This window comes from Cellulomonas flavigena DSM 20109, from assembly GCF_000092865.1.
Taxonomy (GTDB): domain Bacteria; phylum Actinomycetota; class Actinomycetes; order Actinomycetales; family Cellulomonadaceae; genus Cellulomonas; species Cellulomonas flavigena.
Genome location: NC_014151.1, coordinates 835,815 through 860,307, shown reverse-complemented (window position 1 = coordinate 860,307; position 24,493 = coordinate 835,815). Strand labels below are relative to the sequence as shown.

The 24,493-nt window shown below is 74.9% G+C and carries 26 protein-coding genes and 1 riboswitch; of the genes, 10 read left to right on the top strand and 16 right to left on the bottom strand.

The window, feature by feature from the left end; all coding sequences use genetic code 11:
* Positions 1-37 precede the first annotated feature (37 nt).
* Complete coding sequence (locus tag CFLA_RS19935) at positions 38-253, bottom strand: DUF8129 domain-containing protein (protein ID WP_013116036.1); 216 nt, start codon at positions 251-253, stop codon at positions 38-40.
* Positions 254-379: 126 nt separating this feature from the next.
* On the opposite strand from CFLA_RS19935, the gene CFLA_RS21235 reads away from it, so the two are divergent.
* Positions 380-790, top strand: a complete 411-nt coding sequence (locus CFLA_RS21235; protein ID WP_013116035.1) for a DivIVA domain-containing protein — start codon at positions 380-382, stop codon at positions 788-790.
* A gap of 87 nt (positions 791-877) precedes the next feature.
* Here the strand turns inward: CFLA_RS21235 and CFLA_RS03975 are convergent, their stop codons facing one another.
* The 4 genes from CFLA_RS03975 to CFLA_RS03960 all read right to left on the bottom strand — a co-directional run bounded on the left by CFLA_RS03975 (position 878) and on the right by CFLA_RS03960 (position 4,507).
* Complete coding sequence (locus tag CFLA_RS03975; protein ID WP_013116034.1) at positions 878-2,077, bottom strand: hypothetical protein; 1,200 nt, start codon at positions 2,075-2,077, stop codon at positions 878-880.
* A gap of 196 nt (positions 2,078-2,273) precedes the next feature.
* Positions 2,274-2,945 carry an AIM24 family protein gene (locus tag CFLA_RS03970; RefSeq protein WP_013116033.1) on the bottom strand — a complete coding sequence of 224 codons (672 nt, stop codon included), beginning with the start codon at positions 2,943-2,945 and terminating at the stop codon, positions 2,274-2,276.
* 97 nt (positions 2,946-3,042) lie between these two features.
* Entirely contained in the window at positions 3,043-3,954 is a 912-nt protein-coding gene (locus CFLA_RS03965; protein ID WP_013116032.1) for a hypothetical protein, read from the bottom strand.
* 142 nt (positions 3,955-4,096) lie between these two features.
* A complete protein-coding gene (locus tag CFLA_RS03960; RefSeq protein WP_043598775.1) occupies positions 4,097-4,507 on the bottom strand; it encodes a transferase in 411 nt (136 codons plus the stop codon).
* Positions 4,508-4,644: 137 nt separating this feature from the next.
* Between CFLA_RS03960 and CFLA_RS03955 the strand changes: the two genes are divergently transcribed.
* The 4 genes from CFLA_RS03955 (at position 4,645) to CFLA_RS03940 (ending at position 8,100) form a co-directional block, all read left to right on the top strand.
* Positions 4,645-5,181: a gluconokinase gene (locus CFLA_RS03955; protein ID WP_013116030.1), complete on the top strand. Its 537-nt coding sequence runs from the start codon at positions 4,645-4,647 to the stop codon at positions 5,179-5,181.
* 37 nt (positions 5,182-5,218) lie between these two features.
* The gene (locus tag CFLA_RS03950; RefSeq protein ID WP_013116029.1) at positions 5,219-6,601 is read left to right on the top strand and encodes a GntP family permease; all 1,383 of its coding nucleotides are present in this window, start codon (positions 5,219-5,221) and stop codon (positions 6,599-6,601) included.
* An 85-nt stretch (positions 6,602-6,686) separates the two neighbouring features.
* Positions 6,687-7,223 carry an OsmC family protein gene (locus CFLA_RS03945; protein WP_081449756.1) on the top strand — a complete coding sequence of 179 codons (537 nt, stop codon included), beginning with the start codon at positions 6,687-6,689 and terminating at the stop codon, positions 7,221-7,223.
* 1 nt (position 7,224) lies between these two features.
* A complete protein-coding gene (locus tag CFLA_RS03940; protein WP_013116027.1) occupies positions 7,225-8,100 on the top strand; it encodes a hypothetical protein in 876 nt (291 codons plus the stop codon).
* A gap of 123 nt (positions 8,101-8,223) precedes the next feature.
* Here the strand turns inward: CFLA_RS03940 and CFLA_RS03935 are convergent, their stop codons facing one another.
* Positions 8,224-9,216 (bottom strand): aldo/keto reductase, encoded by a 993-nt coding sequence (locus CFLA_RS03935; protein ID WP_013116026.1) that lies wholly within the window; start codon positions 9,214-9,216, stop codon positions 8,224-8,226.
* Between the two features lie 33 nt (positions 9,217-9,249).
* Here CFLA_RS03935 and CFLA_RS03930 point away from each other — a divergent pair, with 33 nt between their 5' ends.
* The 3 genes from CFLA_RS03930 to rocD all read left to right on the top strand — a co-directional run bounded on the left by CFLA_RS03930 (position 9,250) and on the right by rocD (position 12,168).
* Positions 9,250-9,828, top strand: a complete 579-nt coding sequence (locus CFLA_RS03930) for an SRPBCC family protein (protein WP_013116025.1) — start codon at positions 9,250-9,252, stop codon at positions 9,826-9,828.
* A gap of 286 nt (positions 9,829-10,114) precedes the next feature.
* Entirely contained in the window at positions 10,115-10,942 is an 828-nt protein-coding gene (ddaH, locus tag CFLA_RS03925) for a dimethylargininase (RefSeq protein ID WP_013116024.1), read from the top strand.
* 2 nt (positions 10,943-10,944) lie between these two features.
* Entirely contained in the window at positions 10,945-12,168 is a 1,224-nt protein-coding gene (rocD, locus tag CFLA_RS03920; RefSeq protein WP_013116023.1) for an ornithine--oxo-acid transaminase, read from the top strand.
* 93 nt (positions 12,169-12,261) lie between these two features.
* Here rocD and CFLA_RS03915 read toward each other — a convergent pair whose 3' ends face one another.
* The gene (locus CFLA_RS03915) at positions 12,262-13,581 is read right to left on the bottom strand and encodes a CAP domain-containing protein (RefSeq protein ID WP_013116022.1); all 1,320 of its coding nucleotides are present in this window, start codon (positions 13,579-13,581) and stop codon (positions 12,262-12,264) included.
* 165 nt (positions 13,582-13,746) lie between these two features.
* On the opposite strand from CFLA_RS03915, the gene CFLA_RS03910 reads away from it, so the two are divergent.
* Positions 13,747-14,217 carry an Lrp/AsnC family transcriptional regulator gene (locus tag CFLA_RS03910; protein WP_013116021.1) on the top strand — a complete coding sequence of 157 codons (471 nt, stop codon included), beginning with the start codon at positions 13,747-13,749 and terminating at the stop codon, positions 14,215-14,217.
* Positions 14,218-14,230: 13 nt separating this feature from the next.
* Here the strand turns inward: CFLA_RS03910 and CFLA_RS03905 are convergent, their stop codons facing one another.
* From CFLA_RS03905 to CFLA_RS03885, 5 genes are all read right to left on the bottom strand, one after another.
* Entirely contained in the window at positions 14,231-15,157 is a 927-nt protein-coding gene (locus CFLA_RS03905; RefSeq protein WP_013116020.1) for a universal stress protein, read from the bottom strand.
* Between the two features lie 250 nt (positions 15,158-15,407).
* The gene (locus CFLA_RS03900; RefSeq protein WP_013116019.1) at positions 15,408-15,596 is read right to left on the bottom strand and encodes a hypothetical protein; all 189 of its coding nucleotides are present in this window, start codon (positions 15,594-15,596) and stop codon (positions 15,408-15,410) included.
* Positions 15,597-15,606: 10 nt separating this feature from the next.
* Positions 15,607-16,152: an HNH endonuclease gene (locus CFLA_RS03895; protein ID WP_425358352.1), complete on the bottom strand. Its 546-nt coding sequence runs from the start codon at positions 16,150-16,152 to the stop codon at positions 15,607-15,609.
* A 212-nt stretch (positions 16,153-16,364) separates the two neighbouring features.
* Positions 16,365-17,135 (bottom strand): C40 family peptidase, encoded by a 771-nt coding sequence (locus CFLA_RS03890; protein ID WP_013116017.1) that lies wholly within the window; start codon positions 17,133-17,135, stop codon positions 16,365-16,367.
* A gap of 2 nt (positions 17,136-17,137) precedes the next feature.
* Positions 17,138-17,365: riboswitch (cyclic di-AMP (ydaO/yuaA leader) on the bottom strand.
* A 203-nt stretch (positions 17,366-17,568) separates the two neighbouring features.
* Complete coding sequence (locus CFLA_RS03885; protein WP_013116016.1) at positions 17,569-18,258, bottom strand: iron-dependent transcriptional repressor DtxR; 690 nt, start codon at positions 18,256-18,258, stop codon at positions 17,569-17,571.
* Between the two features lie 157 nt (positions 18,259-18,415).
* Between CFLA_RS03885 and serC the strand changes: the two genes are divergently transcribed.
* Positions 18,416-19,558, top strand: coding sequence for a phosphoserine transaminase (serC, locus tag CFLA_RS03880; RefSeq protein WP_043599705.1), 1,143 nt, complete (start codon positions 18,416-18,418; stop codon positions 19,556-19,558).
* A 138-nt stretch (positions 19,559-19,696) separates the two neighbouring features.
* Here serC and CFLA_RS03875 read toward each other — a convergent pair whose 3' ends face one another.
* From CFLA_RS03875 to CFLA_RS03860, 4 genes are all read right to left on the bottom strand, one after another.
* The gene (locus CFLA_RS03875) at positions 19,697-20,392 is read right to left on the bottom strand and encodes an LPXTG cell wall anchor domain-containing protein (RefSeq protein ID WP_013116014.1); all 696 of its coding nucleotides are present in this window, start codon (positions 20,390-20,392) and stop codon (positions 19,697-19,699) included.
* A gap of 164 nt (positions 20,393-20,556) precedes the next feature.
* Positions 20,557-22,416, bottom strand: coding sequence for a DUF4012 domain-containing protein (locus CFLA_RS03870; protein ID WP_013116013.1), 1,860 nt, complete (start codon positions 22,414-22,416; stop codon positions 20,557-20,559).
* A gap of 121 nt (positions 22,417-22,537) precedes the next feature.
* Entirely contained in the window at positions 22,538-23,908 is a 1,371-nt protein-coding gene (locus CFLA_RS03865; RefSeq protein ID WP_013116012.1) for an MFS transporter, read from the bottom strand.
* Entirely contained in the window at positions 23,905-24,357 is a 453-nt protein-coding gene (locus tag CFLA_RS03860) for a MarR family winged helix-turn-helix transcriptional regulator (RefSeq protein ID WP_013116011.1), read from the bottom strand. The genes CFLA_RS03865 and CFLA_RS03860 overlap by 4 nt, the downstream gene beginning before the upstream one ends.
* Between the last annotated feature and the right edge of the window lie 136 nt (positions 24,358-24,493).

Below are 24,493 nucleotides of genomic sequence, written 5' to 3'. Positions count from 1 at the left end.
CGCCGACGACACCAGTCACAGGACCTACCGCCCCGCCTCACTCCCCCGTCGGCTCCGCACCGTCGGCGAGCTCGTGCAGCCAGTGGTCGATCACCTGCAGCACCGGCAGGCGGTGGCCCTGCGACTCCTCGTACCGGCGCAGGGCGCCTGCGTCGTCGGCGTCCAGCGAGCGGATGCGCTGCCCGAGCCGACCGAGCGGCATCTGCTCGTAGTCGGACAACGGAGGGCCGTCGCGGCCGACGTCGTGGGTCATGCCGTCCTCCTCGTCGTCGATGGGGGCTCAGCATGGCCGACGATCGCCCCGGCGTCCGCAAGCGCCGCGGGTGATCCTGTGGACGATCCCGCGCACGACGCCCGCGGGAGTGGGACGATCCGGACCATGCTGAGCGCCGACGACGTCCTGAGCACCAGGTTCACCGCCACCAAGTTCGCCGAGGGCTACGACCAGAACGACGTGGACGACTTCCTCGACCGGGTGACGCGGACGCTGCGTGCCGCGCAGTCGGGTGAACGCGCCCCCGACGCGGTGACGGCGCAGGACGTGCGGGACGTGCTGTTCCGGGCCACCAAGTTCCGCGAGGGGTACGACCAGGACGAGGTCGACGACTTCCTCGACCGCGTCGTGGAGACCCTGGCGAACCTGGAGGACGCGATGCGCGACGCCCCGCACGGCACCGTCGCCGTCGACGCCCCTCCCCCGCCGCCGCTCACGGACGTGCGCGACACGACCAGCACCCCCGGCCTCGCCGACCCGCCCCGCTCCTGGATCCAGCGCCTCCTCGGCCGTTGACCAGCGGCCGGGCGGCGCACGGGGCCGGGCCGACGCGCGCGTGTCCACCACCGCACGTCCACCCGACCCCGCGGTCGTCCGACGCGCTCAGCTCCTGCTGACGGTGCCCGGCAGCTCCCACAGCACGGCACGGGTGTCGAACCCGAGGCCGCCGCCGGCGTCGCGCCGCTGCACGTACCCGACGGCCCGGCCCTGCTCGTCGACGTCGAGGGCCGCGCTGTTCACGGGCTCGGCGTCGTCGACGCGGCCGCTGAGCGGCACGGCCGCCCCGCGCACCCAGGCGACGGCGTGCCCGTACGCGGCGTCGGCGTCGAGCGTCGACGCCCCGACGACGACCCCGTCGTCGTTGACGGCGTACGCGGTGCCCGTCGGGCCGCCGAGCGTCGGCAGGAACGCGGTGGCGCGCCGGTCCGCGAGGGCCGCCTGCATGGACTCGCGGGTGTCCCCGACGGACCCGACGGCGACGCCGTTCTCGTTGAGGTCGTAGAACCGCTGCCGCTCGACCTGCCCGTGCACGAGGTAGCGCAGCAGCCGCCCCTTCTCCCAGACGACGGCGCGCGTCAGCGCGTCCCGCTGCACGGTGCCCAGGACGTCACCGTGCTCGTTGACGCCCTCGGCGAAGGACTCGGCACCCTTGGGCAGCAGGAGGTCGTGTGGCACGCCGTCGCGCCACACGACGGCCCGGGAGCCGACGTCGGTGACGACGGTCCCCACGATCTCGCCGCGCGCGTTGAGCGCACCGGCCTCGCCGACGTAGCTGGCACCGCCGCGGTCGTCGAGCCGCGTGAGCGTCCCGTCGTGCCACAGCGCCGCGTGCGTCTGCCAGTCGCCGGGGTCGGTGAGGTTGAGCGCGACGCGCCCCGCGTCGTCGAGGTCCCAGCCGTAGGCGGTCAGCGGCTCGGGTGCGAGGTCGACGACGGTCCCGTCGGGCTGCCACAGCAGGGCTCCGGCGGACCCGTCGGGCCGGTACGTCTGCACGAGCACCTGACCGGCCTCGTTGACGTCGACGGCGCTGCTGTCGACGTCGACGTCGGTGAGCACCTCCGCCGCCGCACCGTCCTGCCAGCGGAACACGCGCATGGACCCGCCGTCGAGCGTCGCGTCGCCGACGACGACCCCGGCCTCGCTGATCCGGTGGGCCGCGGCGGCAGCGCCGGGCACCACGATCTCGACGGGCTCGACGGCGCCGGCGAGGACGACGGGGTCGGCCGGCACCACGAGCTCGGGCGACGTGCCCGCGCCGGTCGCCGCCTGTGCCGGGACCGCGACGAGCAGCGTCGCCGCCACGCATGCCGCGGGTCCTCGAACCCGACCTCGAAGTCGTGCACCTGTCATCCCGGCCGCCCCCCAGCGTTCGGTGGCGCAGGCCCCGGTCGGGCCGCGCGTCGGCCCCATGGTCACACCCGGATATTGGCGGCAACCAGGACCTACCAGGGTTTCACCCGCTCAAACGCTCAAGTCACCCGACGCTGCCCAAAGAGGCTCAACCGGACTGCACGACCCCCGAGAACCCCTCCGACGGCTGCACGACGACGAAGCCGGGCCCGTGGAACTTGTACTGGAACGCCTCGCCCGTCCCGCCCCTGAGCAGGGAGGACATGTTCATGCTCGACACGACCTCGGGCACGAGGTTGGCCGACCAGCAGACGGCCGCGTTGGGGTCGACGAACGTCGGCTGCTGCGAGCAGTCGAGGATGACGGGCTTGCCGTCGGACGTGAGCGCGACGGCACCGTGACCCTGGATGAGGGTGTTGAAGAGCCCGCCGGTCATCATCCCGGCGCCCCGCGTGCGGTGCAGGTCCCACTGGAGGGTCGCGTCGAACGCGAGCAGCGACTGCCCGCCGACGCTGATCGCGTCGCCCTCGAGGTGGATGATGAACACGTCCTCGGCCATGCGCGCGAAGAACACGTCGCCCTGCCCGGACACGGTCATCAGCGCCTGGTCGTCCGACGAGATCGCGCGCTTGACGAACTTCGCGAGCGTGTCCGAGCCCTTGTGGTGGAACTGCACGGCGCCCTGGTACGCCACCATCGCGCCCTTCGCGGCGAGCACGGGCTCGCCCAGGGTCACCTTGAGCATCTTGGGGTTCTGGAGGAAGAACCGCTGGCCGTTCTCGACCTCGAGGTTGGTCTGGTCGAAGATGTCGCTGCGCATGTCGGACATCCTGCCGTGCCGCACCCACCCCGCGCAGCGTCCGCGGGGGTGAGGTCGGAAGGTTCCGGGCGGTGACGTCCGTCGACGTCCGACGAGGTCAGCCCGCCGCGAGCCGGTCCAGCACCTCCCCGAGCTCCGGGTGCACCTCGACCGCGACACCGCCGTCGCCGTCGAGGCGGCTGATCCGGGTCAGCGAGCCGTCGCGCCACCAGTACACGGACGGCGACACTCCCCCGGCCGCGGTCGCCCACGCGCGCGCCGCGCTGCCGGCCAGGGTCTGCAGGGCGGTCATGACGCCCGCGTCGATGGGGACGTGCAGCAGGAGCGTCTGCCGGTCGGGCACGGCGACGAGGACGCCGTCCGGGTAGGCGCGCTCGCCGTGCAGGTCGCGCAGCAGCTCGGGGAGCACGAGCACCTTGCTGGCGACGTAGACGGACTCGCCGGAGAAGACCTCCAGGCGTACGCCGCCGTCGAGGTCGACGCTCTCGTGCTCAACGGGCTCGGCGACGAGCCGCGCTCGCCCGGCGGCGAGCATGCGCTCGCGCCCGACGCGGTCGACGTCCTCGTCGCCGAGCGTCGCGACGGTGGTCGGGAAGTCCGCGACGAGGATCTGCAGCAGCCCCTCGGCCACGTCGACCGCGTGCTGGAAGCGGTGGCGGTGCTCCGGGGGGATCTGGTCGGGGGCGACCGCGCGCAGCATCACGACGTCGAGAAGACCCTCGTCGTCGAGCGCGGACGGGTCGGGCAGCGTGAGCACCTGGCCGACGTGCCGGTCCGCGATCGCGGGCCACTGCGAACGCCGGCCGGCCTCGTGGCACGTCGCGGCGAGGTTCCACAGGCCGAACTGCATGCCGTCGGGACCCTCGAGGTGGTCGTCGTGGACCGTGACCGGGCGCCCGGCGCGGGCGAACGCGTCCGCGGCGACGCCCCGCAGGTGGTCGGCGTCGTCGCGGGAGAGGAAGGGGAACGCCTCGTCAGCCGCCTGCGCCTTGCGGGTGAACCACCCCATCGTCTGCTCCCTGCACGTCCGGGCGGCCGGCAGCCGCGGGGTCCCCAGGATGCAGGACCGTGCGCCCGCGCGGGCCCGGTCGCGCGGCGTTCACCCGCGCGACCGGGCCGAGCCCGCTGCCCGTCGCCCGCTGGGGGGTGCGTCAGGCCGCGAGGACGTGCGGCGGCATGCCGCTGCGCTCGACGTGCGCGCCGTCGCCGATCTTCGCCTCGGGCTCGACGACGAGGCCGGGCGCGAGCTGCGCGCCGGCACCCACGTCGACCCGTGCGCCCAGCCGCGCACCGCGCCCGACCACCGCGTCACGGCCCACGTGCACGTGCGAGCCGAGCCGCGCGCGGGGCCCGACGACGGCGCCTGGCTCGACCCAGCAGAACTTGCCGACGGATGCTCCGGGCTCGACGACGGCGCCGGGGTCGACCCAGGCGGAGTCCGCCACGTAGGCGGTCTCGTCGACCCGGGCACCCTTGGCGACGAGGCCGCCGCCGTTCTCGTGTCGCTGGTAGCGGACGACCTTGCCGTCCTCGGTCTCGAGTTCTTCGTATCGTCTTCTCATACCAGTCATCGCAACGATCCGAACCCGGGCCGTGTTCCCGGCGCCACCCCTTTCACAGGTTGCTCACGAGAACCCCCGCGGGCCCTCGGGTGGGCGCCGGGTGGCCGCGGGCGCCCCGCTCCGCCACAGTGGGGCACGTGACGGACGCGACGACGCACGGCGGCACCGGGACGATCGAGCACCTCGTGCTCATGGGGGTGGCGGGGTCCGGCAAGACGACCCTCGCGGGCATCCTCCAGGAGCGCCTGGGCCGCCCCTACGCGGAGGCCGACGAGTTCCACCCGCAGGCCAACATCGACAAGATGGCGGCCGGTACGCCGCTGGACGACGACGACCGGTGGCCGTGGCTGGAGACGATCCGCGACTGGCTCACGGAGCAGACGCGCGTCGGCCGGCCGTCCGTCGTCACGTGCTCGGCGCTCAAGCGCTCCTACCGTGACGTGCTGCGCTCCGCCGAGGGACGCGTGCGGTTCGTGCACCTGACGGCCGACGAGGACCTGCTGGCCGACCGCATGGCGCACCGCAAGGGGCACTTCATGCCGACCACGCTGCTGCCGTCGCAGCTGAGCACGCTCGAGCCGCTGGGCGACGACGAGGACGGCGTCACCGTGCTCGTCGAGGACCCGCCGGGCGTCGTCGCCGACCTCACGCTGGCGGCGCTGCAGGAGTCGTAGCCGCACCCGCACCGCGGGACGAGACAGGGGGAGCCTCATGCCGCCGGAGGACTGGGAGCAGACACTCGGTGCCGGGCCGTTGCTCGGCATCGCCGCCGCGGCCATCGCCGTCCTGCTGTTCCTCATCATCAGGTGGCGGCTGCACGCGTTCCTCGCCCTGATCCTCGTGTCGGTGCTGACGGCGTTCGCCACCGGGGTGCCCGCGCAGTCGGTGGTCGACGTCATCACGTCGGGGTTCGGCACGACGCTCGGGTCGGTGGCGCTGCTCGTCGGGCTCGGGGCGATGCTGGGGCGGATGGTCGAGACGTCCGGCGGGGCGGCCGTCATGGCCGAGACCCTCGTGCGGCGGTTCGGGGAGAAGCGCGCGCCGCTCGCGCTCGGCGTCGCGTCGCTGATCTTCGGGTTCCCGATCTTCTTCGACGCCGGCCTGGTCGTCATGCTGCCGATCGTGTTCGCGGTCGCGCGGCGCCTCGGCGGGTCGGTGCTGACGTACGGACTGCCGACGGCCGGCGCGTTCTCCGTCATGCACGTCTTCGTGCCGCCGCACCCCGGCCCCGTCGCGGCCTCCGAGCTGCTGGGCGCCGACCCGGGCATGGTGATCCTGCTGGGCCTCGTCGTGGCCCTGCCGACGTGGTACGTCAGCTCCTACCTGTACGGCATGTGGGCGGGGCGGCGCTGGCAGCTGCCCGTGCCGGAGCTGCTCGGGTCGTCCGACGAGGAGAAGCCGGACAACCCGCCGGGCCTGGGCACGGTCCTGGGGGTGCTGCTGCTGCCGCTGGTCCTCATCTTCGTCAACACCGGCCTGGACACGCTGCGCGGCGCGGGTGTGGTCGACGGCGACGCGACGTGGGTGCGCGTGGCGCGCGCGGTCGGGTCGACGCCGATCGCGCTGCTCATCGCCGTGCTCGTGGCCGCGTGGGTCATGGGCGCCCGGCGCGGGCGTGACGCCTCGACGGTCGAGCGGCTGCTGGAGTCCGCGCTCGGGCCCGTGTGCTCGGTCATCCTCATCACCGGCGCGGGCGGCATGTTCGGCGCGGTGCTGCGGGCGTCCGGTATCGGCGGGGCCCTGGAGGACGCGCTCGGCGACCTCGGGCTGCCCGTCATCGTCGCCGGGTTCCTCATCTCCACGGTCCTGCGCGTCGCGCAGGGCTCCGCGACGGTGGCCCTCATCACGACCGCCGGGCTCATCCAGCCCGCCGTCGCGGGCGGCGACTTCTCGGGCGTGCAGCTCGCCGCCATCGTCCTCGCGGTGGCCGCCGGGTCCGTCATGGCGTCGCACGTCAACGACTCCGGGTTCTGGCTGGTCGGCCGGTTCTTCGGCATGGACGTGCGGACCACGCTGCGCACGTGGACGGTCATGGAGACGATCATCGGGACGATGGGGTTCGCGATCGCGTTCCTGGTCTTCAGCGTCGCCTGACGCGCCGGGCGTCGAGCCGTCGGGCGTCGTGACGCTCGTCGGCATGCCCGGGCGGGCGTCGCACGTGCGTGCGAGGATCGGGCGCATGACGACCCAGGACGCACGCGACCTCGCCGGTGACCCGGCACCCGCGGGCAGCGGCACGGCGCTCGGCGACGTGTCCGACGTGCCCGCCGTCAGCGACCCGCAGGACCCGCTGGCCAACGCGGACGACACCCGGCTGTGGCTCGAGCGCACCGGCACGCGGCAGTACGTGGGCCGCAGCTCGCGCGGCGGCGAGGTCCGCATCGGGTCCCTCGGGGACGCCGACGCGTTCACACCCGGCGAGCTGCTGAAGATCGCGCTGGGCGCGTGCACGGGCCTGTCGTCGGACGCGGCGCTGGCGCGGCGGCTCGGCGACGACGTGCAGGTGACCATCCGCGTCGGCGGCCTGGCCCACCCCACCGAGGACCGCTACCCCGCGTTGGCGGAGGTCCTCGAGGTCGACCTGTCGTCCCTCGACGACGCGTCGCGCGACCGGCTGCTGACGGTCGTGCACCGCGCCGTCGAGCAGCACTGCACGGTCGGGCGCACGCTCGAGGCGGGCGCGACGACGACCCTCACCGTGGCCGGGGAGCGCTGACGTGCCGCGCCTGGTGCAGGCGGCCCTCGAGAAGGCCGTGACGATCCCCTCGGCGACGATCCACGCCCACGTCGAGAGCGTGAAGCGCAAGTACCCGGGTGCGAGCCCCGAGGACATCGTCGCCCTGCTCGAGCGGGAGTACCTGCTCGTCGTCGCCGGCACGGGCGGGGCCGTCGGTGCCGCCGCGGCCGCGCCGATCGTCGGGACGGGCCTGGCCACGGCGCTGACGGTGAGCGACGTCGCGACGTTCTTCGGCGCCTCCGCCGCGTTCTCGCTGGCCGTGGCGTCCGTGCACGGCATCGACGTCACCGACACCGAGCGCCGCAAGGCCCTGCTGCTCGCGACCCTGCTGGGCGAGTCCGGCACCAAGGTCATCACCGACAGCACCGAGATCGCGACGGTCCGCGTCGGGAAGCTGCTGCTCACGCGCATGCCGATGGGCACCGTCCGCAAGGTCAACAACCAGCTCACGCGCAAGCTCGTGCGCACGCAGGCCGCACGGTTCGGCGGCGTCGCGCTCGGCCGGCTCGCGCCGTACGGCATCGGCGCCGCGATCGGTGTCGCGGGCGGGCGCGCGCTGGGCCAGACCGTCGTCAAGGGCGCCCGCCTGGCCTTCGGCCCGCCTCCGGCGACGTTCCCGCGCGTCGTCGAGGCCGGGGCCGCCCCCGTCGTCCTGCCTGCGGGCGCCGCCGGCCACCCGGGCGGCGCCATGGCGTCCCCGTCGGGCGGTGCCGTTCCCGGGGCGGCGCCCGCCTCCCCGTCCGCGGGCGGCGATGCCACGGTCTACCCGCCCGCGGGCCAGGCTCCCGCCCCCACGTGGGACGCCCCGACCGCGGACACCCCCACCCGCCGCCGCCGAGGCCTCCGCCGCCGCTGACCCCTCGCACCCCCTCGCACCCCCCTCGCCGAGTGCGGGGGAAGCTCGCCGAGTGCGGGGGTCGTATCCCCCGCACTCGGTGCGTGACCCCCGCACTCGGCGAAGGGAGCGGGGGGCGTCAGGTCACCAGCGGGTGTGGACGTGCTCGCGGATGCTGTCGTCGTAGACGCGCTCGAGAGCCGTGAGGGTCTCGTCGGAGAGATCGTCGAAGCGGGCCGCGTCCGCGTTGGCGCGGGCCTGCACGGGCGTGCGGGCACCGGGGATGACGACGGACACGCCGGGCTGCTGCACGATCCACCGCAGCGCGAGCTGGGCGGTCGTCATGCCGGACGGCGTGAGGGCCGCGACCTCGCGGGCGGCGGCGACACCGACGTCGTACGGCACACCCGAGAACGTCTCGCCGACGTCGAACGCCTCGCCGTGCCGGTTGTAGGCGCGGTGGTCGTCGGGCGCGAACTGCGTGTCCGCGTCGTACTTGCCGGACAGCAGCCCCGACGCGAGCGGCACGCGCGCGATGATCCCGACGCCGGCCTCGGCCGCGGCCGGGAGGACCTGCTCGAGCGGCTTGCGGCGGAACACGTTGAGGATGATCTGCACGCTCGCGACGTGGGGGCGCGCGATGGCCGCGAGCGCCTCGTCCACGGTCTCGACGGAGACCCCGTACGCGGCGGTGCGCCCGTCCTCGACGAGGCGGTCGAGCGCGTCGAACACCTCGTCGGTGTGGAACACCTCGGTGGGCGGGCAGTGGAGCTGGACCAGGTCGAGGGTGTCGGTGCGCAGGTTCTCGCGGCTGCGGTCCGTCCAGCGGCAGAACGCGTCGTACGTGTACGCGCCCGCCACGTGCGGGTCGGCGCGGCGACCCATCTTCGTGGCCACGGTGACGCGGTCCGCGACGTCCGGGCGCGACGCGAGGAACGCGCCGACGGCCCGCTCGGACCGTCCGTCGCCGTACACGTCGGCCGTGTCGAGGAACGTCACGCCGGAGTCGACCGCGGCCTCCAGCACCGACAGTGCGGTGTCGTCCGCGACCGTCCCCCAGTCGCCGCCGAGCTGCCAGCAGCCCAGCCCCACGACGCCGACCTCACGACCCGTCCTGCCCAGCACTCGCGTCTGCATGCGCCCGACGCTACCTCGCGCGAGGATCGGGTGATGACCCAGGAGCGCACGTCGCCGCACACCGCGCCGCACACGCCGCAGCACGCCCGCCGGGACGTCCCCGTGCACGAGCACGGCACGGCCGTCGTCACCCGTGCGCTGGACGTGCCCGCGGACGTCGCGTGGCAGGCGCTCACCGACGCGCGCCGCCACGAGGCGTGGGTGCCGCTGACGCGGGTGCGCACCGACGGGCCGCCGCGCCTCGGCACGCAGGTGCGCGCGGTGTCCGGGCCGGGGGCGCGACGCGGGTGGCCGGGTGTGGTCGACCGGATGGTCGTCACGCGGTACGACCCCCCGGTGTCGCAGCCGGAGAGCCCGTCGGCGGCGACGCCGGGCGTGAGCGCGGGGGTCGCGGAGTTCACCAAGCAGGGCCCGCTGCTGGTCGGCACGGCGACGATCGTCGTGCTGCCGACGTCGCCGACGACGTGCCGCGTGACGTGGTCGGAGCACGTGCCGCTGGCCGGCCCGCTGCCCGCCACCTGGACCTCCCGCCTGACGGCCCCCCTCCTGTCCGCGATGCTCCGCGTGGTCCTCGGCCGCGCCACCCGCGACCTCACCACCACCGGAACCTGACTCCCCGACACCCACCCCGGACGAGTACCCACGTTCCGGTCGGCGGGTGTGGGGCGCGAACGGAACACGAGTCCCCGTCAGCAACCCCGGACGAGTACCCACGTTCCGGTCGGCGGGTGGTGGGGCGGAGGTCCTGGGTGCGCAACGGATCGCCGGTGCGGGGTCGGATCACGCAACAGATGCGGCCCGGACCCGCAACGTGGCGTGCGAGGTCGGGGGTGGCGGGGATCGTACGCTCGTGTCAGCCGCGACGACCCCCACGCGGCCCGTCGTCCCGAGGAGACCGATGACCGCGCACGCCCCCGGTGCCACCCCCCGCCGCTACCTCATGTGCGAGCCCACCCACTACACGGTGGCGTACGAGATCAACCCGTGGATGGACCGTACGCGCGCCACGGACACGGCGCTGGCGGTGCAGCAGTGGCGCACGCTGCGCGACACGTACCTCGAGCTGGGTCACACGGTCGAGACCATCGAGCCGATCCCCGGCCTGCCGGACATGGTGTACGCGGCGAACGGCGCGACGGTCGTCGACGGCATCGTGTACTCGGCGAGGTTCCGGTACCCGGAGCGGCAGCCCGAGGGCCCGGCGTACCAGAAGTGGTTCGCCGACCGCGGGTTCGTCACGCACACGGCCGCGGCGGTCAACGAGGGTGAGGGTGACATGCTCGTCGCCGGGCACCTGGTGCTGGCCGGCACCGGGTTCCGCACGGAGCGCACCGCGCACGCCGAGGCGCAGGAGCTGTTCGGCACCCCGGTGATCTCCCTCGAGCTCGTCGACCCGCGCTACTACCACCTGGACACGGCGCTGGCCGTGCTCTCGTCGGACCCGCGGGACCCGCAGATCGCCTACTACCCGCCGGCCTTCTCCCCCGGCTCGCGCGCGGTGCTCGAGCAGCTGTTCCCCGACGCGGTCCTGGCGACCGACGACGACGCGGCCGCGCTCGGCCTCAACGCCGTGTCCGACGGGCAGCACGTGATCGTCGCGCCCCGCGCGACGCACCTGGCCGGCGCGCTGCGCGAGCGCGGCTACACCCCCGTCCCCGTCGACACGTCCGAGCTGCTCAAGGGCGGCGGCGGGGCCAAGTGCTGCACCCTCGAGATCCGGGAGTGACCATGCGCACCGCCGTCGCGACGTCCGCCCTGGCCCCCAACTACCACCCGCTGCCGGTGACGCTGGCGACGGGCGAGGGGTCATGGGTGACCGACACCGACGGGCGCCGGTACCTGGACCTGCTCGCGGGGTACTCGGCACTGAACTTCGGGCACCGGCACCCCGCGCTGGTCGCGGCCGCGCACGCGCAGCTCGACCGCCTGACGCTGACGTCCCGCGCGTTCGACCACGAGCTGCTGGAGCCGTTCGCGCAGGCGCTCGTGGGCCTGGTCGGGCCGCTGCTGGCAGGCACGTCGCACCTGGTCCTGCCCATGAACACGGGCGCCGAGGCGGTGGAGACGGCGATCAAGGCGGCCCGCAAGTGGGGCTACGAGGTGCGCGGCGTGCCGGAGGGTCGGGCCACGGTCGTCGTGGCGGACGGCAACTTCCACGGCCGGACGACGACGATCGTGTCGTTCTCGTCCGACCCGGACGCCCGCCGCGGGTTCGGGCCGTTCACGCCCGGGTTCGTGTCGGTGCCGTACGGCGACGCGGCGGCGCTGGCCGCGGCGGTCGACGCCACGACGGTGGCGGTGCTGCTGGAGCCGGTGCAGGGCGAGCAGGGCGTCGTCGTGCCCCCGGCGGACTACCTGCCGGCCGCGCGGCGGGTGTGCGACGACGCGGGTGTGCTGCTCGTCGCCGACGAGATCCAGTCGGGCCTGGGCCGCACGGGCTCGACGCTCGCGTGCGAGCGGTTCGAGGTGCGACCCGACCTCGTGACGCTCGGCAAGGCGCTCGGCGGCGGCGTGGTGCCGGTGTCGGCGGTGGTCGGGCGGGCCGACGTGCTCGAGGTCCTGACGGCCGGGACGCACGGCTCGACGTTCGGCGGCAACCCGCTGGCGTGCGCGGTGGGGCTCGCCGTGGTGGACCTGCTGGCGCCCGGCACGCTGCAGGCGCGCGCCCGCACGCTGGGCGAGCGTGTCGCGGACCACCTGGCGGGGCTCATGGACGACGGTCGGCTGTCGGGCATGCGCACGATCGGCCTGTGGGCGGGGCTGGACGTGGCGCCGTCGTCGCCGGGCGGGCCGGTGACGGGTCGCGAGCTGTGCGAGCGTCTGCTGGCGCGCGGCGTGCTGGCCAAGGACACGCACGGCGGCACGATCCGCATCGCCCCGCCCCTGACGATCGACCCGGCGGACCTCGACGCGGCGCTGGACCACCTGACCCGGGCCCTCACGTCCCCCTGAGGACCCGCCCCGCCGGGGCTGGGTCGACCGCGGCACCCCCTCCAGATGTCACGTGGTCGATCCAGCCCCACCCCCTGCGGCGGGTCCGACCGATCACCCGAAGGTGATCGACGTGTACAGCCAGCCGTCGTAGGAGACGGCGCCGACGTAGGCGACGGAGTAGCCGCCCAGCATCTGCTGGTTGTGGCCGCTGGACGCGGCGTAGGCCGCGATCATGCGGGTGGCGCTGCCGGGGCTGACGCGCCCGACGATCTCGGGGCGGGCCTTGGGCGAGCCGGCGCGCGTGCCCGAGTGCCAGATGCTGTCCGACGCGGCCATCTGCATCGCGTGCTCGACGCGGGCGCCGGAGCTGACGATCGACAGCGCGCCGAGACCGTTGGCGGCGCGGTGCGCGTTGAGTGCCGCACCGACGTCGCCGGCCGACGCCTGGGAGCCGGCCATCGGCAGGCCAGCGGCCGCCGGCGCGGGCGCACCGCCGCCGGAGCTCGCCGCGGGGGCGCTGCCGCCCGACGAGCGACGCGTCGTGGTGCTGCCCTTCGACGTGCTGCGCTGGGCGGCGCGCGCGGCGGCGGCCTGCGCCGCTGCCTGGGCGGCGGCGGCCTCGGCGGCGATCCGCGCGTCCTCGGCGGCCTGCCAGGCTGCCTGGGCGTCGACGACCGCCTTCTCGGGCGCGGCGAGCGCGGCGGTGGACGCCCGCAGGGTGGTCAGGGAGACGGCGGGGGCGTCGAGCGCTCCCGTCGCGCCGCCGATGGCGTTCTGCAGCTCGCCCCGTGGGCCGTCGCCGGCCTGGGCGGACGCGGCGAGCGTCGCGTGGGCGCGGTCCACGGCGGCGCGGCCCGTGGTGGTGGCGTCGTGGCGCAGCGAGGCGACGACGGCGGTGCCGGCGACGAGACCGTCGACGCGGCCGGCCGCGAGCTCGGGGGCGACGGCGCGCAGGGCGTCGGCGACGCGGGACTGCGCGGCGCGGCGGGCGTCGGCGCGCTCGGCCCGCTGCTGCTGGACGTTCCACACGCCGCCGGCGGTGACGAGGAGGACGCCCGCGGTGACGAAAGCGACGACGGCACGCGTACGCCGGCGCGACGGCGCCGCAGCCTCGGGCGCGGTCTCGGTCTCGGCGGTCGCCGGGGCGGGCGCGGGGACGACGGGCAGCAGGTCCGCGGGCGCGCCGTCGCGCTGTCGCGGCAGCTCGGGTGCGGGCGCCGGGGCGGGGCGCACGACGGGCACGGGCGCGGACACGACGTGCCCGGCCTGCGTCGGGATCAGGGGCGCGGGGACGACGGCGACCTTCTCGCCGCTGCCGGCGGGTGCGACGGCGTCCGCGGACGCCTCGGAGGTGTCCGGCGCCCCCGGGGTCGGGGTGCCGCCGGGCCGTCCGCCCGCTCGGCGCGCGCCTGCGTCCTGCCGTCCGCTCATCGGTGTCCCCCCGTGCGTGGATCACGTCGTCTCGACGTCATCGGCAGGTCGAGCGTCCGACCTGAGGGTTGTTGCCGCAATCGGGGGCACATATGGTCACTTGTCTTGCACATCCGTGCAGACCGGACGACCAGGACGGCGGCACCGATCCCCCACGATGGGGACATGGACCCCGAGCGCCTCGACCCCCTCGACCAGGCGATCCTGCGTGTCCTCGCCGACGACGCACGAGCGACGTTCGCACAGGTCGGCGAGGCCGTGTCGTTGTCCGCGCCGGCCGTGAAGCGGCGCGTGGACCGGCTGCGCGAGCGCGGTGTGATCCGCGGCTTCACGGTCCGCCTGGACCCGGCGGCCCTCGGCTGGCACACGGAGGCGTTCGTCGAGATCTTCTGCCAGGGCTCGACCAGCCCGGCGACCATGCGCGCGGCGGTCGAGCGCTACGCCGAGGTCGTCTCGGCCAGCACGGTGACGGGCGACGTGGACCTCGTCGTGCAGGTCCGCGCGCGGGACATGCGGCACCTCGAGGAGGTCGTCGAGCGGCTCGCGGCCGAGCCGTTCGTGGCACGCACGCGCTCGACCATCGTGCTGTCGGCGCTCGTGCGGCGCCCCGAGGCGCTGCCCGCGCCCGACGCGTGACCGGTCAGGCCCGTCAGTCCGCGTCGTCGCCGCGCGTCGTCACGACCATCACCGGGCACCGCGCATGGTGCAGCACCGCCTGGCTCGTCGAGCCCAGGAGCAGCCCGGCGAACCCGCCGCGCCCGCGCGAGCCGACCACGACGAGGTCCGTGGCGGCGGAGAACTCGGTGAGCAGCTCGGCGCCCGTGCCGTCGAGCACGCGCCGCTGCACCGTCATGCCGGGGTGGTCGACGAGGGCGCGGTCGACGACCACGTCGAGCCCCTCGGACATGTCGGAGAGCACCTGCTCGTGGTCGACCGCGGACGGCAGCCACGCGAGCGCGCCCGTCATGGACGCGATCGGCACGCCCGTGACGGCGAACAGCTCGGCGCCCCACGCCTCGGCCTCACGGATCGCGCAGCGCAGCGCACGCTCGGCGGGCGGCGACCCGTCGACACCGACGACGATGCGCCGCACGGGCCGCAGCGGCGCGGTCTGCCCGTCGGGGAGCGGCTGACCGTCCGCGCCGCGCAGCGGCACGACCACCGTGGGGCAGCGCCCGTGCGCGGGCAGTGCGGACGACACCGTGCCCAGCAGCCGGTCGGCGAACCCGCCGCGTCCGCGCGTGCCGACCACTGCGAGCTCGACGTGCCGCGACTCCTCGACGAGCACGCCGGCGGCGTCGCCGGTGACGACCCGACCGGTCACCGGGACGCCGGGGTCGCGCAGGTGCGCGAGCGCCTCGTCGAGGACGGCCTGCGCCCCGGCGCGGATCGTCTCGTCGTCGAGCGCGGCGTACCCGCCGTCGAGCGAGGCCGCGGTGAACGACGGCAGCGAGTACGCGACGACGAGCCGCAGACCGGCGCCGCGCGTCCGGGCCTCGGCGACCGCCCAGTCCAGGGCGTGCAGCCCCGCGGCCGACCCGTCGACCCCCACGAGGATCTCGTGCTCCCGCATCATGGCGACCTCCGCGTCACGTCGTCGTGCCCCGCTCCGGCCATCGTGGCACAGCAGCAGGTCGGAGCGGACGTCGGCATGCCGCGCTCGGGCCTCCCCGGCCGTGACCGGATCGCTCTCTCACGGGTGGGGGGCTGGATCGCACTCTCACCGGTGGGGGTGGGCTGGATTGCACTCTCGCCGCGTGGGGGAGGCAGGGCGGGCCCGCTCGCTCGGGTGGAGAGCGGTCCGGTCAGCGGCGCGGTCGCGGGCGTCAGCGGTCGCAGGAGCAGACGAGGTTGAGCTCCAGCACGCGCTCCCCCTCCTCGGGGCGCGCCCACGCCTCCGCCTCCGCACGCGACGCGAACGAGCGGCCGGCGAGCCGCCCGTTCGCGAGCATGACGACCACCTCGACCTGGTCGCGCGGGTCGGTCCAGGCCACGTCGGGCAGGTGGTCGGTCATGGTGACCTCCTCAGGCGACCAGGTAGCGGGACCACGCCGGGTCGGCGCGCCCGGCGGCCCCGCCGACCGTCATGGACCACCGCGGTGCCCGCGGGCGGAACGGCAGCTCCCACCCCAGCTCGTGCAGCGTGCGGTCGGCCTTGCGGTGGTTGCACCGGCGGCACGCGGCCACGACGTTGCCCCACTCGTGGCGCCCGCCGCGGGAGCGCGGCTGCACGTGGTCGACCGTGTCGGCTCCCCCGCCGCAGTAGGCGCAGCGGTGGTCGTCGCGCTGCAGGACGGTGCGGCGCGTCGGCGGCACGGGCCGGCGGTGCGGCACGTGCACGTAGCGCGTGAGCACGAGGACGACGGGGGCAGGCATCTCGAAGCGCGACGAGTGCAGCACGCGGCCGTCGGACTCCAGGACGGTCGCCTTGCCGGTCATGACGAGGACGACGGCGCGGTGCAGCGTGACGATGCACAGCGGGTCACCGCTGGCGTTGAGCAGCAGCGTGCGTGACGGCACCGCGGCGCGCTCGGTGTCGTGGTGGGCGGCCTGGTCGGTGGCGGTCGTCAGCACGGTGCACTCCTGACCTCGGATGGCGGACCGGCTGGCTGCCGGCCCGGGGACGAGAAGGAACAGCGTGAATGCGGGACCAGGGTACGCGCACGCTCTTTGCGCGCCAGGGGCGCGGCGCGGTGCGTGCGCGGGCCGGTGCCGAGGCGCCCGGGAACGACGAAGGCCCCGACGACGTGGACGTCGTCGGGGCCTCGCGGCATCGGACCGGCTCAGCCGATCCGGATGAAGGTCGGGTTGCTCTGCCAGATGGTCCGGAACTGGACCGTCTTGCCCGGGCGGGGCGAGTCGATCATCTGGTTGCCACCGGCGTAGATGCCGATGTGGCCGGGGCTCCAGATGATGTCGCCGGGCTGCGCGTCGGCGCGGGAGACCACGGTGCCGGCGTTGCGCTGCGCGGACGACGTGCGCGGCAGCGTGATGCCGAGCTGGGCGTACACGTAGGACGTGAAGCCGGAGCAGTCGAAGCCGTCGGGCGTGGTGCCGCCGTAGACGTACGGGACGCCCACGTAGCGGGCCGCGACCTCGAGGACCGCGTTGCCGGCGACCGACTGCGGGATCGGGTTGCTCGCGACGGCAGCGGACGCCGTCGAGGCGGCGCGCTCGGCCGTGCGGGAGGCGGCTCGCGTGGAGCGCTGCACCTCCGGCGGCGGGGCGGGCTTCTCGGCGGTGATCACCGGGGCGTCGACCGTGAAGACGGCCTCGGCCGGCGCGGCCACGACGGGCGAGGTGTTGAGGACCGCGCGGGCGGAGGCCGCGAGCGCGGAGGTGTCGACGGCGGCCAGCACGGGTGCGCTGTCGCGGTCGGCGGCATAGCCGGGGGCGGCGATCATGGAGACCATCAGCCCGGACGACGCTGCGACGACGGCGGACCGGCGACCGACGGTGCCCATCTGCTCCGATGCAGCGGTGGCCAGCTCGGTCAGCGGCGTCGAGGGACGCCGTGCGGCGCGGTGACGCGCCTTGTTGGTGCTCTCGGACAAGAGTTGCCTCTCCTGGCGCCTACGAGGTGAGCTGTCGGGTTCGGGTGGGAGATCACCCGGCCGGTCGTCCGTCACGACCTGCTGCGCACCGTGGTGCACCGCTGTCGTTCCGTCCGCCCGGCTTCACCCCAAGGCCACCGAGACCTCCGGTGACCAGATGTGGTTCCCCCGCCCCTGCCGGCGAGTCGTACGGACCTGCGAGCGGCGGCAGGATTCGGCGTTCCGCTCGAGGGCTTCACGGAGGAGGGTTCCGGGAAGCAGGTCGAAAGTACATGACGCTCTCCGCGATTGTCACGCGTTGGTCACGGAGAGCGCCGAAAAAAGGTGGACGTCCGTCCGACACGCCGCGCGACACGCCGACGACCCGCCGGGACGAAGGCTCACCAGCGTGTCCAGGGCAGGCATAACGGACTCACCCGCTCGGTGAACGACGTCACGCCCCCACGAAGACGTGGCGGGCCACGTCGTACGGCAGGTCGAGCACCGTGCCGGCCCCCGCGACGCCCACCGTGACCGTCCCCGTGGTCCGCTCCACGGTCACGCTCGCGCCCGGCACCACACCGGCGTCCGCGAGCCGCGCGAGCAGCTCCACGTCGACCTGCAGCGGCTCGGCGATGCGCGCGACGACGGCGGTGCCGTCGGCTGCCGCACCCGGGGCCGTCAGCGGCACGACGCCGTCGAGGAACCGCACCTCCGTGCTCTGCTCCCCGATCTCGTCGAGCCCCGGGATCGGGTTGCCGTAGGGGTCGAAGTGCGGGTGGTCGAGCAGCGCGGCCAGGCGCTTCTCGACGCGCTCGCTCATGACGTGCTCCCAGCGGCACGCCTCCTCGTGGACGTGCGGCCAGTCCAGGCCGATGACGTCGGTGAGCAGGCGCTCGGCGAGGCGGTGCTTGCGCATGACGCGCACGGCCTTGCGCAGGCCGTCCTCGGTGAGCTCGAGGTGCCGGTCGCCGGTGACGACCACGAGGCCGTCGCGCTCCATGCGCGCGACCGTCTGCGACACCGTGGGGCCCGAGTGGCCGAGCCGCTCGGCGATGCGGGCGCGCAGGGGGGTGATGCCTTCCTCGGTGAGCTCGTAGATCGTCTTGAGATACATCTCGGTCGTGTCGATCAGGTCGCTCACCGCTCGGCCTCCCACGTCGCCGTCCGTGGCGGCCGGGGACACCCCGCCGCACCCTGGTCCAGGGTAGTCGGCGCGCAGGGCGCGGACGGGCTGCCGGTCCGCGGTGCGCGTCGCGGCCGTGCACGCGGGGCGGGTGCGCGTCGTTATCCTTCCGACCGTGCCCGACGCCGACGCCATCGCCCGCCTGACGATCCCCGCCGACCTGCTGCCCCGCGACGGGCGGTTCGGGTCCGGCCCGTCCAAGGTGCGCGCGGCCCAGGTCGACGCCCTGGCCGCCGTGGGCACGTCCCTGCTGGGCACGTCGCACCGGCAGGCGCCGGTGCGTGACCTCGTCGGGCGCGTGCGCGCGGGCCTCACGGAGCTGTTCGACGCCCCCGACGGGTACGAGGTCGTGCTGGGCAACGGCGGTTCCACCGTCTTCTGGGACGTCGCGACGCTGTGCCTGGTGCGGGACCGCGCGGCGCACGCGCGCTTCGGGGAGTTCGGCGCCAAGTTCGCGGCGGCGACGACGCGGGCGCCGTTCCTGCGGGCCTCGGAGGTCGTGACCGCGCCGGCCGGCCAGGTGGCCCTGCCGTCACCGACGGACGACGTCGACCTGTACGCGTGGCCGCACAACGAGACGTCGACGGGCGTGATCGCGCCCGTGCGCCGCGTGCCGGGCTCGCGCGAGGCCGGTGCGCTCGTGGTCGTCGACGGCACGTCCGCCGCGGGTGGCACGACGCTGGACGTCGGCGAGACCGACGTCTACTACTTCGCGCCGCAGAAGTCCTTCGCCTCCGACGGCGGCCTGTGGCTGGCGCTCGCGTCGCCGGAGGCCGTCGAGCGGGCCGCGCGCATCGAGGGTGCGGGCCGCTGGGTGCCGGAGTCCCTGTCCTTCACGACGGCCGTGACGAACTCGCGCGCGAACCAGACGCTCAACACCCCGGCGCTCGCGACCCTGCTGCTGCTGGCCGAGCAGGTCGACTGGATCCTCGCGCAGGGCGGCCTGGCGTGGGCGGCGCAGCGCACCGCCGAGTCGTCGGGGCACCTGTACGGGTGGGCCGAGAGCCGCGAGTGGGCCACGCCGTTCGTCACGGACCCCGAGCTGCGCTCCCCCGTGGTCGGCACGGTCGACCTGGCACCGGAGATCGACGCGCCGACCGTCTCGGCGGTGCTGCGCCGCCACGGCGTGGTCGACGTCGACCCGTACCGCAAGCTGGGCCGCAACCAGCTGCGCGTCGGCATGTACCCGGCGGTCGACCCGGACGACGTGCTGGCGCTGACGGCGTGCGTCGACCACGTCGTGCAGCGTCTGGGCTGAGGCCCGCGCCGCGGGCACGGAGCACCGCAGGCAGCAGCAGGGCCCGGCGCCGTCGTCAGGCGCCGGGCCCTGCTGCTGCCGTGCACCACCCGCCCCGGCGCCTTCGACGCACCGGGGCGGGGGTCGCGCGTGCCGGTCTCAGGCGCGGCGTCGCCGCGCGGCGAGGACCCCGCCGACGCCGGCGAGCACGAGTCCCCCGGCGATGAGGGCGAGGGGGCCGGCCGTCGAGCCGGTCTCCGACAGGACCTCGGCGCGCTCCGCGGGCGCCGCGGCGGGTGCCACGGCCGGCTCGGGGCCGGCCGACAGCACGTCGGTCCGCGGCGGCGAGGTGAGGCACACGGGGCTCGACGGCGGGTAGGCGACGACGGCCGACCCGCTCGGGTTGACCTCGAAGCCGACCTCGACGGACGGGCGCACCCAGTCGAACTCGTCGCCCTCGACCCACGTGCCGTCGACGAGGCGCCAGCCGGGCCAGTCGGCGCCCTTGCCGTCGGCGCCCGTGACCGCCCCGGGCCACGGGACCGTGCCGGACAGCGGCAGGTCCGTGTAGACGACGTCCGCGCCGGACGGGTTGGCCCACGTGATGGTGACGGTGGTGCGGTCCGTGCCCGTCGGTGTCACGACGTAGTGCAGCTTCGGCACGTCGTTGTCGCAGATGGGGGTGAGGACCGTGAGGTCGAGGCCGCAGGGCAGCTCGGGGCCGTACGCGTCGGCGTCGCGCGTGCACCCGTCGGTCGCGGGCGTCTCGACGATGGTCGCGGACGCGGCGGGCGCGAGGCCCGAGGCCGCCAGGACGAGGCCTGCGACCGCGCAGGCCTTCAGGTACGTGCGCATGTGCTGGCTCCTGTCGTCTGATTCGGACATTTCGTCTCGTCCAGAATCTTCGCCCCGGCGCGGCGGCGGAGCCTAGCGTCATTCGGGTGAAGCGGACCGAACGGGACGTTTTCACCCGATCCCGGACGGCCGTCCGTGTGACCGGGTCGCGCCGGACCCGCAGGTCAGGGGCAGGTGTAGCCGGCCGAGCCGGGGGCCGTCAGCGTCGGCGTGGTCCACAGCGTGACGGCGCCGTCGTGCAGGGGCACGGTGACGACGTACTCCTCGGACTGCCCGGGCGCGAGCCGGGACGGCAGCTGCAGCACGGTGCGCCCGGCCACGCGCTCCACCTCACCGGTCGCGGGCTGCCCGTCGCGCGTGACGGGCAGCGGCGGGCCCCCGACGGTCGACCAGACGGACACGTGGGTGAGCAGCGTGCCGAGCGGCACGTCGGGTCCGGGGACGCCGGTGACGAACACGCCGAGCATCGCGACGGCGGGCGGCGGGCGGTAGTCGAGGCGCAGCACGACGTCCACGCTCGGGTCCGGCCCGGTGCAGCGCGCGTCGCGGAACGTGACGTCGGTGGTGAGGTAGGCGCCGACCTTGCCCTGGGTCGCGTCGTCGAGGAACAGGCCCGGCTCGTCGGCGAACAGGTCGGACGACGTGTACGCACCGCCCGCGACGGTCGCCGCGATCCGCTCCTGCTCGTCGGGGTGGGCGGACCAGATCCGCACGCGCCGCTCGTCGACCGTGCGACGCGCCGCGCTCAGCAGGTCCTCCGGGTCGCCCCGGCCCTCGCCGATCGCGTCCATGACGTTCTCCGCGACGTCGCCGAAGTACGCGTCGGCGAGCGCGGGGTCCGCGTGCTTGATGTAGGGCTGGCGCAGCAGCGCGTCGACGAGGCGGTCGGCCTCCAGCGTGCCGCCGTCGGGGTCGGGCACGGGGCCCGTGGCACCGATGAGCTCGCCCACCGCGAGCGTGTCGGTGGCGATGACGCCGTCGACCTCGCCCCCGCCGTCGTGCGCCCAGCGTGCGGCGACCAGCTCCGCGGTGCGCGGGAAGTCGGGCGTCAGCACGGAGTTCTGGACCCACCGGCCCAGGCGCGGGCCCCACGCCGCGAGCTCCTCGTCGGTGAGGGGCAGGACGGGGTCCTTCAGCGCCCACAGGTCGAGGGTGGCCTTGCGGTCGACGATGCTCAGGGCGCCCGCGTCGGCACGGACCGCGATGACCGTGCCGACGATGCCGCCGGCGGCGCGCAGCTCGGCCGTGTTGAGCGCGAGGACGAGGTAGGTGCGTGGGCCGTCGGCGCCGAGCATGCCGGGCAGCGCGGGTGCGATCCCGGCGGCCGGGGCCAGCGTGCCGTCGATGTGCGCGAGCGCGTCCTGCACCTCGCGCACGGGCCCCGCGAGGCGACCGACGAGCGCGTCGGGGTCGAGGGTGTCGACGTCGGCGCGCGCGGTGGCGGCGGTGGCGGCGGCGGTCTCCACGCGCGTGGCGACGCGCCGCAAGGCCTGGACGTCGAACGGCCCGTCCTCGTCGCGCACGCCGCCGTCGAGCAGCGCCCGCAGGTCGGTGACGGCGGGCAGCGCGTCGGTGACGACGGCGTCGAGGGACGTCGCGACGACGCGCACGGCCTCGAGCTGGTCACCGGCCCACGGCAGCCCCTCGGCCGCACGCCAGAGCGGGTCGGACGCCGCGGACGCGGCACGGGAGGTGGACGCCTGAAGGCCGGTGAGGTCCTTGCCGACGGTCTCGAACCCGCGGGCGTCGAGCTCGACCCCGTCGAGCCACGCGCGCGCCTCCTGCAGCGCGTTGGCGGCCTGCCACGCGCGCAGGCCGACCCACGCCACCAGGACGAGGAGGAGCGCGAGCACCGCGAGCGCGACGCGCAGGGCCACGCGCCGCCAGGGGGCGCCGGGCGCGGGGTCCGCCGCGGGGTCGGTCACGAGGTCGGTCGCGAGATCGGTCGCGGGGTCGGCCGGTGGGGGCGTCGTCCCGGCGTCGTCACGCCCGGACGACGCCCCCACCGACCCCGTCTGCTCCACGCGAGGATGGTCGCATACCGGACGCAAGGGACATCCAGCCCGCACCCGGCATTCACCCGTGGGTGCGCCCGGACGGCGCAACGACGACGCCGTTCAGGTGCCGGCCCGCAGGGCGGGGAGGTCAGGCCGCGTGCTGCGCGTCGGCCGCGCCCTGCGCACGGACGCGCTCGGACTCCGGCCCGGCGTCCTGCTCCCCCGCCGCGGCCGCCGTGCCGGCCGCGGCCGCCGCACGGTCCGCGGGGTACAGCACCTCGACGTAGGGGCGCCGCGCGACGCGGTACCGCACGCGCACGTCCCAGTGCTTGCGCGCCCACAGCGCGGCACCCACCGAGACGAGCAGCGCGGAGATCGAGCCGACGCCGATGGACCAGCGGGCGCCGAACGTCTCGCCGATCCACCCGACGACGGGCGACCCGACGGGCGTCGCACCGAGGAACACCATCATGTAGAGGGACATGACGCGCCCGCGCATCTGCGGGTCGGTGGTCATCTGGATGCTGGTGTTGGCGGCGGTCATCATCGTCAGCGACGCCAGGCCCACGGGGATGCAGGCGACGGCGAACGACGTGTAGGTGGGCATGAGGGCCATGACGCCCGTCGCGACACCGAACCCGAAGGCGGAGCCGATGACGAGGCGCACGCGCGGCCGCTCGCGGCGCGCGGCGAGCAGCGCACCCGTCAGGGACCCGATCGCCAGGACGGAGCCGAGCACGCCGTACTCCTGCGCGCCCTTGCCGAACTCGGTGCGGGCCATCAGCGCGCTGGTGAGCTGGAAGTTCAGGCCGAAGGTCGACACGACGCAGACGACGACCATGATGACGAGGATGTCCGAGCGGTTGCGGACGTAGGCGATGCCCTCGCGGATCTGGCCCTTGGCGCGTGACGCGTGCGGCATGGTGTGCAGCTCGCTGCGCCGCATGAGCGTCAGGGACACGATCGTCGCGGCGAACGTCGCGGCGTTGATGACGAAGACCCAGCCGCTGCCGACGGCCGCGATGAGCAGGCCCGCGAGGCCGGGGCCGACGAGGCGCGCGGCGTTGAAGGACGCGCTGTTGAGGCCCACGGCGTTGGACAGGCGGCTCTGCGGCACGAGCTCGGCGACGAAGGTCTGGCGGACGGGCGCGTCGATGGCCGTGACGGCGCCGAGGAGCCCGGCGAAGACGTACACGTGCCACAGCTCGGCGTGGCCGGAGAGCACGAGCGCGCCGAGGCCCGCGGCGAGCACGCCCTGCGCGACCTGGGTGGCGAGGAGCAGCTTGCGGCGGTCGAAGCGGTCGGCGAGCAGCCCGGCCCACGCGGACAGCAGCAGGGCGGGGGCGAACTGCAGGGCGGTGGTGATGCCGACGGCCACGCCGGACTCGTCGGTGAGGTCGGTGAGCACCAGCCAGTCCTGCGCGACGCGCTGCATCCACGTGCCGACGTTGGCGACGAGGGCGCCCGCGAACCACAGGCGGTAGTTGCGGATGGAGAGCGAGGAGAAGGTGGCGCTCACGACGCGGTGATCCTCCTGAGGATGTCGGCGGCGGCGGTGAGGGTGGCGCGCTCGTCGTCGTCGAGGCCGGCGAGGCGGGTGGCGAGCCAGGCGTCGCGGCGGCGGCGGGTCTCGGCGACCTCGGCCTCGCCGTGCTCGGTGAGGCTGACGACGACCTGGCGGCCGTCGGTGGGGTGCTCCTGCTTGCGGACGAGCCCCGCGTCGGCGAGGCAGCCGACGGTGCGCGTCATGGCGGGGGCGGCGATGCGCTCGTGCTCGGCGAGGCGGCCGGGGCTGGTGGGGCCCTCGCGCAGCAGGATCGCGAGCACGTTGAACTGGGGGTCCGAGAGCCCGGCCTCGCCACGTTCGGCCTTGATGCGCCGGACCGCCCGGCCGAGGGTCACGCGCAGCTCGGTGGCGAGGGCGAGGTCGGCGGCGGCGGGGGGCGCGGCGGTGGGGGGCGTGGACACGTTTCCTTACCCTACATCATTACCGCGGGTCACGATCTGGCGCACGGACGTCACCCCCTCTGGCCTTGCCATTTCACCCGGTGGTGCGTCACGCTCGACCAGGGGGAGGGACAACCACATGCACGGTTCTGACTGG

Bases quoted from the DNA above. Each gene is read 5' to 3' on its own strand.
- CFLA_RS19935 (WP_013116036.1), bottom strand. From the start codon at position 253: ATGACCCACGACGTCGGCCGCGACGGCCCTCCGTTGTCCGACTACGAG.
- CFLA_RS21235 (WP_013116035.1), top strand. From the start codon at position 380: ATGCTGAGCGCCGACGACGTCCTGAGCACCAGGTTCACCGCCACCAAG.
- CFLA_RS03970 (WP_013116033.1), bottom strand. From the start codon at position 2,945: ATGCGCAGCGACATCTTCGACCAGACCAACCTCGAGGTCGAGAACGGC.
- CFLA_RS03965 (WP_013116032.1), bottom strand. From the start codon at position 3,954: ATGGGGTGGTTCACCCGCAAGGCGCAGGCGGCTGACGAGGCGTTCCCC.
- CFLA_RS03960 (WP_043598775.1), bottom strand. From the start codon at position 4,507: ATGAGAAGACGATACGAAGAACTCGAGACCGAGGACGGCAAGGTCGTC.
- CFLA_RS03950 (WP_013116029.1), top strand. From the start codon at position 5,219: ATGCCGCCGGAGGACTGGGAGCAGACACTCGGTGCCGGGCCGTTGCTC.
- CFLA_RS03945 (WP_081449756.1), top strand. From the start codon at position 6,687: ATGACGACCCAGGACGCACGCGACCTCGCCGGTGACCCGGCACCCGCG.
- CFLA_RS03935 (WP_013116026.1), bottom strand. From the start codon at position 9,216: ATGCAGACGCGAGTGCTGGGCAGGACGGGTCGTGAGGTCGGCGTCGTG.
- CFLA_RS03930 (WP_013116025.1), top strand. From the start codon at position 9,250: ATGACCCAGGAGCGCACGTCGCCGCACACCGCGCCGCACACGCCGCAG.
- ddaH (WP_013116024.1), top strand. From the start codon at position 10,115: ATGACCGCGCACGCCCCCGGTGCCACCCCCCGCCGCTACCTCATGTGC.
- rocD (WP_013116023.1), top strand. From the start codon at position 10,945: ATGCGCACCGCCGTCGCGACGTCCGCCCTGGCCCCCAACTACCACCCG.
- CFLA_RS03915 (WP_013116022.1), bottom strand. From the start codon at position 13,581: ATGAGCGGACGGCAGGACGCAGGCGCGCGCCGAGCGGGCGGACGGCCC.
- CFLA_RS03910 (WP_013116021.1), top strand. From the start codon at position 13,747: ATGGACCCCGAGCGCCTCGACCCCCTCGACCAGGCGATCCTGCGTGTC.
- CFLA_RS03905 (WP_013116020.1), bottom strand. From the start codon at position 15,157: ATGATGCGGGAGCACGAGATCCTCGTGGGGGTCGACGGGTCGGCCGCG.
- CFLA_RS03900 (WP_013116019.1), bottom strand. From the start codon at position 15,596: ATGACCGACCACCTGCCCGACGTGGCCTGGACCGACCCGCGCGACCAG.
- CFLA_RS03875 (WP_013116014.1), bottom strand. From the start codon at position 20,392: ATGCGCACGTACCTGAAGGCCTGCGCGGTCGCAGGCCTCGTCCTGGCG.